This is a genomic window from Amycolatopsis sp. lyj-109, from assembly GCF_046548995.1.
Lineage (GTDB): Bacteria > Actinomycetota > Actinomycetes > Mycobacteriales > Pseudonocardiaceae > Amycolatopsis.
The window spans coordinates 40,753-53,644 of record NZ_JAJPWR010000018.1 but is presented as its reverse complement, the minus strand read 5'-3'; the positions used below and the strand labels follow the sequence as shown (position 1 = coordinate 53,644).

Sequence of the window (12,892 nt, the reverse complement as noted above, 5' to 3'; positions counted from 1 at the left end):
GCGGAGCCTCGGTCAAGCGTCCGACTTCGCCAGCCGGTAGGCGGCTCCGCCCAGCAGCAGGACGGTCCAGCACAGGAAGACCAGCAGCCCGGCGGTCGGCGACAGGCTGGTCGAGTCGTGGGTCAAGGCGAACATCGACTGTCCCGCGTTGCTCGGCAGGTATGGGCTGATGTCGCCCTGCCAGGACTTCGGGAGCAGCGAGATCAGGCCCGGGATCAGCATGAGTGCCGCGACCAGGACCGAGATGCCGCCGGCGACCGAACGCAGCAGCGCCCCGAGCGCGACGCCGATCACACCGACCAGGCCCAGGTAGAGACCGGCGCCCAGCAGGCTGCGCAGGACACCGGTGTCCGACAGCGTCATCGCCGCCGGCGTCCCGGCCACGATGGCGCTGCCGAACACGAAGGCGAGGAACGCGCCGATCACGCCGACGAGCAGCGCGACGACGCCGAACACCGCCGACTTGGACCACAGCACGGGCAGCCGGCGCGGAACCCCGGTCAGCGTCGAGCGGATCATGCCGGTGGAGTACTCACCGGCGGTGACCAGCACGCCCAGCACGCCCAGCGCCAGTTGCGCGAAGTTCGTCCCGAAGAGCGACAGGCTGAGGGCGGTGGCGCCGGCGAAGTCCTCGTCGAGGGGCTGGCCGGAGCCGATGTTGGACTTGTACCGGGCGGCGGAGATCAGCCCGAACGCCACCAGGAAGACCAGGCCGAGACCGAGGGTGATCCAGGTGGAGCGCAGGGACCAGAGTTTCGTCCACTCCGAGCGCAGGACGTGGCGTCCGGTCACGCGGTAGGCCGGGCGGGCAGCGCGGGTGGTGGGGGCCGCGGGCGTGGTCATGGTGCTCATGCCGCGCTCCCGAGCGTGTCGAGTCCGGTGGTGGCGCCGTGGTATTCGACGGCGTCGCGGGTCAGGTCCATGAAGGCGTCCTCGAGGGAGACGGTCCGGGGGGAGAGTTCGAACAGGGCGATGCCGTGCTCGGCGGCCTTGAGCCCGATGGAGCGGGTCGAGAGGCCGCTGACCTGGAGTTCCTCGGAGCCAGTGCGGCCGACGATCTCGACGCCCGGTCCGGCCAGGACCTCACGCAGCCGGCCCGGTTCGGCCGTGGCCACGTGCACGGTGTCGCCGCCGGCGTCCCGGACGAGGTCGTGCACGCTGGTGTCGGCGAGCAGCCGTCCCCGGCCGACGACGATGAGGTGCTCGGCGACGAGGGCCATCTCGCTCATCAGGTGCGAGGAGACGAAGACGGTCCGGCCGTCGGCGGCGAGGTCCGTGAGCAGGGTGCGAATCCAGAGGACGCCCTCGGGGTCGAGGCCGTTGACCGGCTCGTCGAGGATGACCGTCGCCGGGTCGCCCAGCAGGGCCGCGGCGATCCCCAGCCGCTGACCCATGCCGAGGGAGAAATTTCCAGCGCGCTTCTTCGCGACCGACTGCAGCCCGGCCAGCTCGATCACCTCGTGGACCCGCCGGCGCGGAATGCCGTGGGTCTGGGCCTGTGCGAGCAGGTGGTCGAAGGCCGACCGGCCCGGGTGCACCGACTTGGCCTCGAGCAGGACCCCGACCTCCTGCAGCGGCGCGCGGTGCTCGGCGTAGCGGCGGCCATTGACCATGACCGAACCACTGGTCGGCGCGTCGAGCCCGACGATCATCCGCATCGTGGTCGACTTGCCCGCGCCGTTGGGCCCGAGAAAGCCGGTGACGGTGCCCGGCCGGACGGTGAAGTCCACTGTGTCCACCGCGGTTTTTTCCCCGTACCGCTTCGTCAGCTGGTGTGCCTCGATCATCGCTCATCCCCTGGATACCCGGACCGGACGACCCGGTCCGTTCGCTCCCCACGTTAGGCACGGAATCCCGGCGGCTCGTGGTACCGGAGAGGGGAATCCGATGTCGTCCGTAGTACCGCGGTACGACAAATCACCGAGTGGTTGCGAACCCTCTTCGCAATGCCGGAAAATGGCCAACCTTGCCGGGGGTGAGCGAGAATTTCAGGTATCCGTTGAATAACTTCCCGCGCGTTCGCTAACGTCGTTCACGATCAGGTCGACTGGAGTTCAAGAGAGGGTAAAGGCTGCACGATACGGACGGGATTCTTGGGGGCGCGTGATGCAGTCGTTTCGTTCGCTCGTGGTGAGAACTTCGCGTGTGCGGCTTCCCGCGGCGCTGGTGGAAGCCGGAGCTGCGACGACTCTGGCGGTGCTCGTGCTGTGGCAGTTCGACCGATGGGACGGTGTACCGCTCGGCGCGCCCACTGAGGACGCCGGCGTTGTCCTGGCGCTGGCGGCTGCCGGGCTCGCCATTGCCGCGGCGGTGGTCGACGTGCTCGGACCCGCCGGGGCCGGATGTCGGAAGTTGTGGGCGCCATTGGGGTTCTACGGACTCGTGGTCATCCCGGTCGGGGTCGTCGGGGTGCCGGGTCCGGGTATGACGATCGTTCGGTTCGTGGCCGGCAGTGGTTTCCTGGTATTGGCCGCGAGCGCGTTGCCCTGGCGGAGCCGGTGGCGTGCGGCGTTCTCGCTCGCTGGGTTGCTGCTGGCCGCGGGTGCCGTGGCAGCGCTTTCCGGGGATTTGAATGCTGCGCACATTGTCGTCGTCGGTGGCTGGTGGATGGTCGCGGCCGGCTTCGTGGCTGCGGGCAACGCGCGGCGCGAGCCGAGGACCTGGCGAATCGGCATCGGCCTGTCGCTGGTCGCACTGGCACACCTGGAAGCGTTCACGAGCATACCCCGGTTCAGGTCCTTGCCCGAGCTGGAGTTCGGTGCGCTGCGCCTTCTCGGGTTCGCCGTGCTGCTGATGGTGCTGTTCAAGCCGGTCGCCGGGGCCGTGGCGACGGCTCGCGGTGCGGCCGAGCGCGAGCACGAAATCCGCAATGTCCTTTCCGGACTGTCCGGGGTGGGGCACCTGCTCGGCGCCGGCCCGGACGACCTGAGGCACGGGGACCGAGCCGAGCTCGTCTCGGCCGTGCGGGCCGAGCTCGACCGGGTCGGTGCCCTGCTCGGCGGTTCTGCCGGTCGTCAGGAGGCCGAGACCCTCCTGCACCCCCTGTTGAGCCGGCTCGTCGCCCTGCGGTGCGCCCGCGGCGAACGGCTCGAGCTCGACGTCCCACCGCGGCTGCGGGCCGCCATTCCTCCGCACGCGCTGACCCAGGTGATGGCCAACCTGCTGGTCAACTGCGACCGGCACGCGCACGGCAGCCGGGTGCGGGTGCGCGCCGCGGCGGAAGGCGAACGCGTGACGATCACGGTGGCCGACGACGGCCCCGGGCTACCGGTGGACGGCCCGCCCAGGACCGGTATCGGCCTGGGCGTCTGCATGCGCCTGCTGGCCGAACACGGTGGGACGCTGTGGCTCGGCCCACCGGGTCCGGGCTGCACGGTCGAGGTTCGCGTGCCGGCCGTCGCGGACATTCCGGCACCCCGAGGCGGGGCGATCCCGGTCGGTGTGCCGCGGGCCGGCTGACCATGGCGTGCCGTCCGGTCCTGGTCATCGACGATCACCCCCTGGTCAGCACCGCATTGGTGGTTGCTTTGCGTGCCGAGGAGATCGACGCCACGCGGATCCCGGTCGTGGACCGGGCCGGGATCCTGCGCGCGGTCGCGCAGCACCCGCCGGGTCTCGCGTTGCTGGACCTCGACCTCGGTGAGGCGGCCGGGTGCGACGGGTTGGATCTGATCACGCCCTTGCGCGAAGGCGGCTGGGCGGTACTGATCGTCACCGCGTTGCGAGATCGCCGTCCGGTCGCGGCCGCGATAGCGCGGGGCGCCGTCGGCTGGGTCAGCAAGCTGGAATCCTTCGAGCGGCTCGTGGAGGTCGTCTCCGCCGCGGCCGCCGGACGCGAGGTGCTGGCTCCGTCGATCCGCGAGGAACTCGTGCTTCTGCACCAGTCCGCCCATCTCCGGCGCGAGCAGCTCGAGCGGGGTCTCGCGCGGTTGTCGGCCCGCGAACACCTGGTGCTCACCCGGCTGGCCGCCGGGCACGCCGCGGCCGAAGTAGCGGCCGAGTTCGCCGTCTCGATGACGACAGTGCGCGCGCAAATTCGTTCCATCCTGGTGAAACTCGACGTTCGCTCCCAGCTCGCCGCGGTCGCCGTGCTCAACGAAGCCGAACGTTCCGGTCTTGGTTGACGGCTCGGGAAGCACCAATCCTCAAATTTGACGATGCGGCTTCCGCTGCCGCGATGGCGCAATGGAAAGCCATCGTGTGGGAGGGGAGTCCTGCCATGACGCGCTGGATCGTCGGTCAGAGCGTGAAGCTGCGGCTGCTGGTGCTCGTCGGCGCCGCGGCACTGCTGGTCTTCGGCTTCACCCAGCTCCGGGCCTCGTCGCTCGACGCACTGCCGGAGTTCTCGCCGACCTCGGTCGAGGTCCAGACCGAGGCGCTCGGCCTTTCCGCAGCCGAGGTCGAGCAGCTGATCACGGTTCCGCTCGAGGCGGACCTGCTCAACGGCGTGGCGTGGCTGAAGACGATCCGCTCCGAGTCGGTGCCCGGGCTGTCCTCGCTGACGTTGGTGTTCGACGAGGGAACCGACCCGCTCAAGGCCCGCCAGGTCGTGCAGGAGCGCATCACGCAGGCCAAGGCCCTGCCGAACGTGTCCAAACCGCCGATCATGCTTGAACCACTGTCCTCGTCCAGCCGGGTCATGATGATCGGACTGACTCCGAAAACGATCTCGCTGATCGATACCTCCGTGCTCGCCAGGTGGACCATCAAGCCGCGGCTGATGGGCGTGCCCGGGGTGGCCAACGTGTCCATCTGGGGCCAGCGCGACCAGCAGCTGCAGGTTCAGGTCGATCCGAAGCGCCTGGCCGCCGGCGACATCTCGCTCGCGCAGGTACTGCAGACGGCGGGCAACGCGATGTGGGTGTCCCCCCTGAGCTTCCTCGAAGCTTCGACGCCCGGTTCCGGAGGCTTCTTCGACACGAACAACCAGCGGCTCGGCATCCAGCACGTGTCGCCGATCGTGTCGGCCGAAGACCTCGCCAAGGTCACCGTCGAAGACACGCCGGACCGCATCGTGCGGCTCGGCGACGTCACCACCGTCGTCAAGGACCACCAGCCGCTGATCGGCGACGCCGCCGTTGGCAGCGGCCCGGGTCTGGTGCTCGTCGTCGAGAAGTTCCCCGGCGCGGACACCCTCGCCGTCACCCACGGCCTCGACCAGGCGATCGGTGAGCTGAGCCCCGGCCTGCAGGGCGTGAACGTCGACACCGGCGTGTTCCGCCCGGCGGTGTTCCTCGAGTCCGCGATCGGCAACGTCGGCCTCTGGCTGCTGATCGGCGGCATCCTGCTGCTGGCCGTGTTCGCGCTGACCCTCCGCTCCTGGCGCGGCGTGCTCGCGGCCGCCGTCTCGCTCACCGTGTCGCTCGCCGCCGGCTGGGTCCTGCTCAGCCTGGCCGGCGCTACGGTCAACCTGCTCACCATCGCCGGGCTGGTGGTCGCCGCCGGCCTGATCGTCGACGACATCCTCGTCGACCTGAGCGAACTCCGCCGGGGCGCGGGAGCGACCGGGGAGTCCCGGTCCGGGCATGCGGTCGAAGCCAGCCTGCGCACGCGCGGTTCAGCGATCTTCGCCACCGCGATCGCCCTGCTGGCCGCGGTTCCGGTGCTGTTCATCGACGGCCAGGCCCGTACGTTCTACCTGCCGCTTGTCCTGGCCTACGGTGCCGCGGTGCTGGCGTCGTCGGTCGTCGCGCTGACCTTGACGCCGATGCTGGGTGCGCTGCTGCTCCGTCCCGGCCGGGCCGGGCCACGACCGACCGGCCCGGGAGCGCGTTACGTCCGGTTCCTCGTGCGCGCGCTCGCCCACCCGTATCGGATCCTGGTCGGCGCACTTGTCGTGGTGGCCGCTGGAATCGGCCTCTTCCCGTTGCTCGGGTCGTCCCTGATCCCCGCCGCCAAGGACCCGGACGTGCTCGTCGAGTTCGACGGGCCGGCCGGCACGTCGCTGCCCGAGATGAACCGCATCACCGCGCGGGCGGGCGACCGGCTCAAGCGGATCGACGGCGTGCGGCGTGTCACCGTGCAGGTCGGCCGGGCGGTACTGGCCGACCAGGTGGTCGGCACCAACTCCAGCCAGCTGTGGGTCACCGTCGATCCGGGTGCGGACTACGAGGGCACCCTGGCCTCTGTCCGCCGGGCGGTCGGCGGCTACCCCGGTATCAAGAGCAAGGTGCTGACCTACGGCGCGAGCCGGACGGCGGAGATCCTCGCGACGAACAGCGACGACGTCACGATCCGGTTGTACGGGCAGGACAGCGACATCCTGCGCCGCAAGGCCGAGGAGGTCCGCGCGACGGTCGCCGGAGTCTCCGGCGTCGTCGGCTCGCGGGTCGAGACGCAGGCCGAGGAACCGACCATGCTCGTGGACGTCGACCTCGCCGCGGCGGCGCGGTCCGGGATCAAACCGGGTGACGTCCGGCGTGAAGCGGCGACGCTGGTGAACGGCACCGAGGTCGGCAGCCTGTACGAAGGTCAGAAGATCTTCGAGGTCGTCGTTCGCGGTACGCCCGCCAGCCGGGCCAGTCTCTCCGGCGTGCGCGATCTGGTGCTCGACACCCCGAGCGGCGGGCACGTGCGGCTCGGCGACGTCGCCAAGGTGACCGTCGGGTCCAAGCCGACGGTGATCAAGCGCGAGGACGTCTCGCGGCGGGTCGACGTCACGCTCTCGGTGTCAGGGCGGTCGGTGAGCGAGGTGTCCGCGGACGTGCAGAGCCGGCTCGACGACGTCCGGTTCCCGCTGGAGTACCACGCCGCGCTGCTGGGCGACTACTCGGAAAGGCAGGACGCGCAGGGCATGCTGCTGGCGGTCGCGATCGCCGCCGCCCTGGGCGTGTTCCTCCTGCTGCAGGTCGCGTTCGCCGGCTGGCGGCTGGCCGGGCTCACGTTCATCGCGCTGCTCTTCGCGCTCTCCGGCGGGGTACTGGCGACCGTGCTGTTCGACGGCGAACTGTCGCTGGGCTCCTTGGCGGGCATGCTGCTGGTGTTCGGCGTCGCCGCGCGGGGCGCTGTCGCACTGGTCCGGCGCTACCGCCGCCTCGGTGACGACGGCGCGGAGTTCGGTCCTGGCCTGGTTGTGCGCGGCACGCACGACGCGCTCGGCGGCGTGGTCGCGACCGCCGGCGCCTTGGCCGTGTTCTTCCTGCCAGTGCTGTTCTTCGGCACCGCGGCCGGGCTGGAGATCGTGCGTCCGATGGCGGTGACGGTACTCGGCGGCCTGCTCACCTCGACGGTGCTGGTCGTGCTCGTCGTCCCGGCGCTGTACCTGGCTTTCGGGGCCAGGCGCGGTGAACAGGTGACCGATACGGCACTCGCCGACGAGCAGCCCACAGCCGATGGTCATGTCTGAGTCCGTGGAAGGAGCGAAAATGCGCAGCAGCAAGCACGTCTGGACCGGCGTCCTCCTGGCCGCCGCGGGCCTGGCCACAGCCGGCTGCGGCGCCGCGACCGGGGCGGCGGCCGAGGAGCCGCCCGCGGCCGTCGAGCAGGTCGCCGAGGGCGAGATTCCCGCGGTGACGCTGAAAGCCGACGCCGCGGAGCTGATCGGGTTGCAGACCGACACCGTGCGCGAGGAGAAGGTCGACGGCGTGCCGCGCAAGGTCGTGTCTTATGGGGCGCTGCTGTACGACGCGAAGGGCGACACCTACGTGTACGGGACTTCGACACCGCTGGTCTTCAAGAGGGTCAAGCTCGTTGTCGACACGATCTCGGGTGATCGTGTCGTGCTCACCGACGGCCCGCCCGCCGGCACGACCGTGGTGACCATCGGCGCGGCCGAACTGTTCGGCGCCGAATCCGAGATCGGCGACTGACGTCAGGAGCCCTGGCATGCTGCGGTGGATCGTCGGGTCGAGCCTCAAAGGCCGGTTCCTGGTACTCGCGCTGGCCGGCGCGCTGCTGTTCTTCGGCGCCCTGCAGCTGAAGAAGACGCCGGTGGACGTGTTCCCCGAATTCGCGCCACCTCGCGTCGAGGTGCAGACGCTGTGCGTCGGGTTGAACGCGACCGAAGTCGAAGCCCTGGTCACCGTTCCGCTCGAGCACGCGTTCAACGGGGTCGCGGGCATCGAAACCATCCGGTCGAAGTCGGTCTCCGGCGTCTCGTCCATCGAGATGATCTTCAAGGGCGGCACCGACGTCCTCAACGCCGAGCAGCTGGTGTCCGAGCGCATCGGCACCGTCGCCCACCAGCTCCCGACCTGGGCGGCACCACCGGTCATCCGCCCGCCGCTGTCGGCGACCAGCCGCGCGATGCACATCGGAGTCAGCTCGAAAACCGTCGACGCGCTCGACCTTTCGACCATGGCCTACTGGACGCTGCGATCCCGGATCTTGCGCGTCCCGGGCGTGGCGAACGTAGCGATCTGGGGTGAGCGACTGGATCTGCAGCAGGTGCAGGTCGACCCGAAACGCCTGCAGGAAAAGGGAGTCACCCTCACTCAGGTGATGGAGGCGACCTCGAATGCGGTGGACTCCGGGCTGCTGCAGTTCACCAACGGTGCGGTCCTCGGCACCGGTGGCTTCGTCGATACGCCGAACCAGCGGCTCGGCCTGCAGAACCTGCCGCCGATCGTCACCCCGAACGACCTCGCGCAGGTCGCCGTCGAGCGGACCGACGGCACGTCGGTGCGGCTCGGTGAAGTCGCCGACGTCATCCGCGACCATCCTCCGCTGATCGGCGACGCAGTGATCAACGACGGCACCGGGCTGATGCTCGTCGTGGAAAAGTTCCCGTGGGGCAACGCTCTCGACATCGACAAAGGCGTCGAGCGGGCGATCGACGAAATGCGGCCCGGCCTGCAGGGCATCGACATCGACACGACGATCTTCCGGCCCGCGACGTTCATCCAGTCGGCGCTCGGCAACCTGACCACGTCGATGATCATCGGCGCCCTGCTGCTCGTGCTGATGCTGGGCCTGTTCCTGTGGGACTGGCGGACCGCATTGATCAGCGTAGTGGCGATCCCGCTGTCGGTGATCACGGTGGGGCTGATCCTCGACGCCGCGGGCTACACGATCAACACGATGATCCTGGCCGGGCTGGTGATCGCGCTCGGCGACGTCGTGGACGACGCGATCGTCGATGTGGAGAACGTCTTCCGGCGGCTGAAACAACATCGCGCCGCACATCCGGACGCCACGCGCGGTGCGACCGCGCGGGTGATCCTGTCGGCGTCGCTCGAGGTCCGGAAGGCGATCATCTACGCGACGGCGATCGAAGTCGCCGCGGTGTCGCCGGTGATCTTGCTGCCCGGGCTGTCCGGTTCGTTCTTCCGGCCGTTGGCACTGGCCTACGCGCTGGCGATCCTGGCGTCGATGTCGGTGGCGTTGACCGTGACGCCGGGTCTGTGCCTGATCTTGTTGCGCAAAGCCAATTTCGAGCGACGCGAATCACCGGTGGTGCGTTGGTTGCAACCCCGGTACACGGCACTGCTGACCCGGGTCGTGCGTCGCCCTCGGCGCGCGTTCGCCGCGGCCGGTGTGCTGCTGGTCGCCGGAATCGCGGTCCTGCCGCTGCTCGGGCAGTCGCTGTTCCCGGAGTTCAAGGAGCGTGGCTTCCTGATCCACTGGGTCACCAAGCCGGGTACGTCGCTCACCGAGGAGCGGCGGATCGTCGAGAGCATCAGCAAGGACCTCCGGGAGATCCCGGGCGTACGGAACTTCGGCTCGCACATCGGGCAGGCGTTCCTCGCCGAGGAGATCGTCGGCGTCGACTTCGGCGAGAACTGGATCAGCATCGATCCGGACGTCGACTACGACAGCACCCTCGAAGCCGTCGAAGAGGTGGTCAACCGGTACCCCGGCATGTTCCACAACGTCGAGACCTACCTCGCCGAACGGATCGAGGAGGTGCTGACCGGGTCGAGCTACCCGATCACGGTGCGGATCTTCGGCACGGACCTGGAGGCCATGCGGGCCAAGGCGGACGAGGTCAAGAACGCGATCGCCGGGGTCGAGGGCACGGTGGACGCGAAGGTCGAGCTGCAGCAGGACGAGCCGCAACTGCAGGTGACGGTGAAACTCGACGAGGCTCAGAAGCACGGGCTCAAGCCGGGTGACGCGCGCCGGGCAGCCGGCACCTTGATCGCGGGGGAGGAGGTCGGCGACATCTACCGCGGCGGCAAGACCTACGACGTCCAGGTGTGGAGCGTGCCGCAGGTCCGCCACAGTGTCACCGACGTCCAGAACCTGCTGCTGGACAAGCCCTCCGGTGGCCAGGTGAGGCTGGGCGACATCGCGGATGTCACCCTCGTCCCGGTGCCCAACGCGATCAAGCACGAGAACGCCGCACGCCGCATCGACGTCACGGCGGAGGTGTCCGGTCGTGACCTCGGCGCGGTGGTCGGCGACATCGAGCAGAAGCTGAAGGACGTCCAGTACCCGCAGGGGTTCCACGCCGAGCTGCTCGGCACGTACCAGGAAAGGCAGGCGGCGCAGGAGCAGATCCTGCTGGTCGCGATCGGCGCGGCGGTGGCGATTCTGTTGCTGCTGCAGTCCGCGTTCCGCAACTGGCGGATGACGATGCTCGCGTTCGTCGCGTTGCCGATGGCCGTCGTCGGCGGCATCCTGGCCGCGCTGATCAACGGCGGCGTGCTTTCGCTCGGCGCCCTGGTCGGGTTGTTCACGGTGTTCGGGATCGCCGCGCGCAACGGGATCATGCTGATCAGCCACTTCCACCACCTGGAAGAAGTGGAAGGGATGCCGTTCGGCCTGGACCTGGTGCTGCGCGGGGCCCGCGAACGACTGCGGCCGATCGTGATGACCGCGCTCGCCACCGGGCTGGCGGTGCTGCCGCTGGTGGTCGCGGGAGACATCCCGGGACACGAGATCGAGCATCCGATGGCCGTGGTGATCGCCGGGGGCCTGGTCACCTCGACCCTGCTCAACCTGTTCGTCCTGCCGGCCCTGTACCTGCGCTTCGGCCGGGCCGGGCGGTCCGCCGAGGTCGAAGACGCACCTGCGCCGCAGCACGTTTAAGCAGTTCGCCGCCGATGGTGGAGGTCCTGGTCGGCGCCCGCGCTACCGAGGGAGGGTGACGGTGATGGTGAGGCCGCCGCCGGGTCTGGGGTGGGCGGTGATCTGCCCGTCGTGCACGGCGGTGATCGACGCGGCGAGGGCCAGACCGAGGCCGAAGCCGTCGCTGCTGGTGCGGTCGTGCAGGCGCCGGAACGGTTCGAACAGTCCGTCGAGGTCGTCCGGGGGAACTGCCGGGCCGGTGTTGGCGATGGTCATGACGGCCTGGCCGTCCCTGGTGGTCGTGGCGAGCCAGATGTCGCCGCCGGGGACGTTGTAGCGTGCGGCGTTGTCGACGAGGTTGGCGACGAGGCGTTCCAGGAGTACCGGATCGCCGGAGGTGACAGCCGGTCGCAGGGCCGGGTGCGGGCGGCGGTCGCGGAGGTCGGCGGAGTCGAGCACGTCCTCGGCGACGGTGGCCAGGTCGACGTTCTCCCGTGCGGTGAGCCCGGTTTCGTTGCGGGCGAGGGTGAGCAGCGCGTCCACGAGCCGCTCGGCGTTGTCGACGGCGACGCGGATGTCCTCTCCCATGCGGATCAGGTCGGCCGATCGGGGGTCCGGCTTGGCGTGCACGACGTCCACGGTGGTGCGCATGACGGCCAGCGGGGTGCGCAGTTCGTGGCTGGCGTTGGCGATGAACCTGCGCTGGCTGGCGAACGCGGCCTGGAGCCTGCCGAGCATGTCGTCGAAAGTGTCGGCCAGGTCGCGCAGCTCGTCTCGGGGGCCGGTCAGCGACACCCGAGCGGACAGGTTGTGCTCTGACGCGGTGCGTGCGGCCGCGGCGATCTGGTGGACCGGCCGCAGCACCCGGCCGGCGACGACCCAGCCGGCGAGCGCGGCGAGCGCGATGACCACCGCCAGTGTTGTCAGTGAGTACCCCAGCAGGTGGGACAGGGTCGCGTCACGCTGGTTCCGGGCGCCCTGCAGAGCATCGATCATCGAGGGCAACGAAGCGCATTTCTCTCGCAGGTTCGCGTCCACGGCGGCCTGGCTCTGCTGACGGCACTGGTCGAGGGCCGCCTGCGGATCGCCGGACACACTGATCTGCTGGGTGCCGTTGACGAGCGGCAGGCCGGCGACGAGCACATAGGTGACGACTACGACGACGGCTCCACACGCGGCGAACAAGCCGGTGTACAGCACGGTCAGGCGCGTCCGGACGGTCAGCCGTGGCCGGATCAAATCCGGTACCCCTTGCCCACCACGGTCTCGATCAGCGGTGGCGACCCGAGCTTGCGACGCAGCCGAGTCATCGTCACGGAGACGATGTTGCTGAACGGGTCCACATGCGCGTCCCAGACGTGCTCGAGCAGTTCCTCGGCGCTGACCACGGCGCCGTCGGCCGCCACGAGCAACTCCAGGATGCCGAACTCCTTGCGCGTCAAGGACAGCGCGCGGGTTCCGCGGCCGGCGCGGTGCCGGGCGCGGTCCACGGTGAGATCACCCCGCCGGGCGACGGGCGGCGCGGACGGCACCCGGCGGCACAGCGCGCGCACCCGTGCCACCAGCTCGTGGAACGCGAACGGCTTGCCGAGGTAGTCGTCGGCGCCGAGCTCCAGCCCGTCGACCCGCTCGTCCACCCCGGACGCCGCGGTCAGCATGAGGATCCGGGCGCCGCCCTCGGCCGCGGCGAGCGTCCGGCACACCTGGTCACCGTGCACCCCCGGCAGGTCCCGGTCGAGCAGCACCACGTCATAGGCGGTCTGCCCGGCGAAGTCCAGCGCGGTCGCGCCGTCGTGCACGACATCCACGGCCATGCCCGCGTCGCGCAGCCCCTCGGCGATCCGAGCGGCCAACGTCGTGTGGTCCTCGACCACCAGCACTCGCACGGCACCATTGTGCGCCGCCGTGCATGACATCCGCGCAACATCCGCCGTAGGGCTGG

At 69.8% G+C, this 12,892-nt stretch carries 9 protein-coding genes; 5 read left to right on the top strand and 4 right to left on the bottom strand.

From position 1 onward, the window contains the following. Positions 1 to 12 precede the first annotated feature (12 nt). Positions 13 to 852: an ABC transporter permease gene (locus ACLJQF_RS33800; protein WP_410614403.1), complete on the bottom strand. Its 840-nt coding sequence runs from the start codon at positions 850 to 852 to the stop codon at positions 13 to 15. Further along, complete coding sequence (locus tag ACLJQF_RS33795; protein WP_410614402.1) at positions 849 to 1,787, bottom strand: ATP-binding cassette domain-containing protein; 939 nt, start codon at positions 1,785 to 1,787, stop codon at positions 849 to 851. Before ACLJQF_RS33795 ends, ACLJQF_RS33800 begins: the two co-directional genes overlap by 4 nt. 343 nt (positions 1,788 to 2,130) lie before the next feature. On the opposite strand from ACLJQF_RS33795, the gene ACLJQF_RS33790 reads away from it, so the two are divergent. From ACLJQF_RS33790 to ACLJQF_RS33770, 5 genes are all read left to right on the top strand, one after another. Further along, positions 2,131 to 3,459 (top strand): sensor histidine kinase, encoded by a 1,329-nt coding sequence (locus ACLJQF_RS33790; protein ID WP_410614401.1) that lies wholly within the window; start codon positions 2,131 to 2,133, stop codon positions 3,457 to 3,459. A 2-nt stretch (positions 3,460 to 3,461) separates the two neighbouring features. Then, complete coding sequence (locus ACLJQF_RS33785; protein ID WP_410614400.1) at positions 3,462 to 4,124, top strand: response regulator; 663 nt, start codon at positions 3,462 to 3,464, stop codon at positions 4,122 to 4,124. A gap of 95 nt (positions 4,125 to 4,219) precedes the next feature. Beyond that, on the top strand, positions 4,220 to 7,345 hold the full coding sequence (locus ACLJQF_RS33780; RefSeq protein WP_410614399.1) for an efflux RND transporter permease subunit: 3,126 nt from the start codon (positions 4,220 to 4,222) through the stop codon (positions 7,343 to 7,345). Between the two features lie 19 nt (positions 7,346 to 7,364). Beyond that, entirely contained in the window at positions 7,365 to 7,808 is a 444-nt protein-coding gene (locus tag ACLJQF_RS33775) for a hypothetical protein (protein WP_410614398.1), read from the top strand. A 16-nt stretch (positions 7,809 to 7,824) separates the two neighbouring features. After that, positions 7,825 to 10,971 (top strand): efflux RND transporter permease subunit, encoded by a 3,147-nt coding sequence (locus ACLJQF_RS33770; RefSeq protein WP_410614397.1) that lies wholly within the window; start codon positions 7,825 to 7,827, stop codon positions 10,969 to 10,971. A 42-nt stretch (positions 10,972 to 11,013) separates the two neighbouring features. Here ACLJQF_RS33770 and ACLJQF_RS33765 read toward each other — a convergent pair whose 3' ends face one another. Together ACLJQF_RS33765 and ACLJQF_RS33760 are read right to left on the bottom strand one after the other, a co-directional pair. After that, positions 11,014 to 12,189 carry a sensor histidine kinase gene (locus tag ACLJQF_RS33765; RefSeq protein ID WP_410614396.1) on the bottom strand — a complete coding sequence of 392 codons (1,176 nt, stop codon included), beginning with the start codon at positions 12,187 to 12,189 and terminating at the stop codon, positions 11,014 to 11,016. Further along, positions 12,186 to 12,836, bottom strand: coding sequence for a response regulator transcription factor (locus ACLJQF_RS33760; RefSeq protein ID WP_410614395.1), 651 nt, complete (start codon positions 12,834 to 12,836; stop codon positions 12,186 to 12,188). The genes ACLJQF_RS33765 and ACLJQF_RS33760 overlap by 4 nt, the downstream gene beginning before the upstream one ends. Positions 12,837 to 12,892 lie beyond the last annotated feature (56 nt).

What these genes read in the sequence shown, in the direction of transcription:
- ACLJQF_RS33780 (WP_410614399.1), top strand. Translation starts at nt 4,220, where the DNA reads ATGACGCGCTGGATCGTCGGTCAGAGCGTGAAGCTGCGGCTGCTGGTG.
- ACLJQF_RS33785 (WP_410614400.1), top strand. Translation starts at nt 3,462, where the DNA reads ATGGCGTGCCGTCCGGTCCTGGTCATCGACGATCACCCCCTGGTCAGC.
- ACLJQF_RS33775 (WP_410614398.1), top strand. Translation starts at nt 7,365, where the DNA reads ATGCGCAGCAGCAAGCACGTCTGGACCGGCGTCCTCCTGGCCGCCGCG.
- ACLJQF_RS33770 (WP_410614397.1), top strand. Translation starts at nt 7,825, where the DNA reads ATGCTGCGGTGGATCGTCGGGTCGAGCCTCAAAGGCCGGTTCCTGGTA.
- ACLJQF_RS33795 (WP_410614402.1), bottom strand. Translation starts at nt 1,787, where the DNA reads ATGATCGAGGCACACCAGCTGACGAAGCGGTACGGGGAAAAAACCGCG.
- ACLJQF_RS33800 (WP_410614403.1), bottom strand. Translation starts at nt 852, where the DNA reads ATGAGCACCATGACCACGCCCGCGGCCCCCACCACCCGCGCTGCCCGC.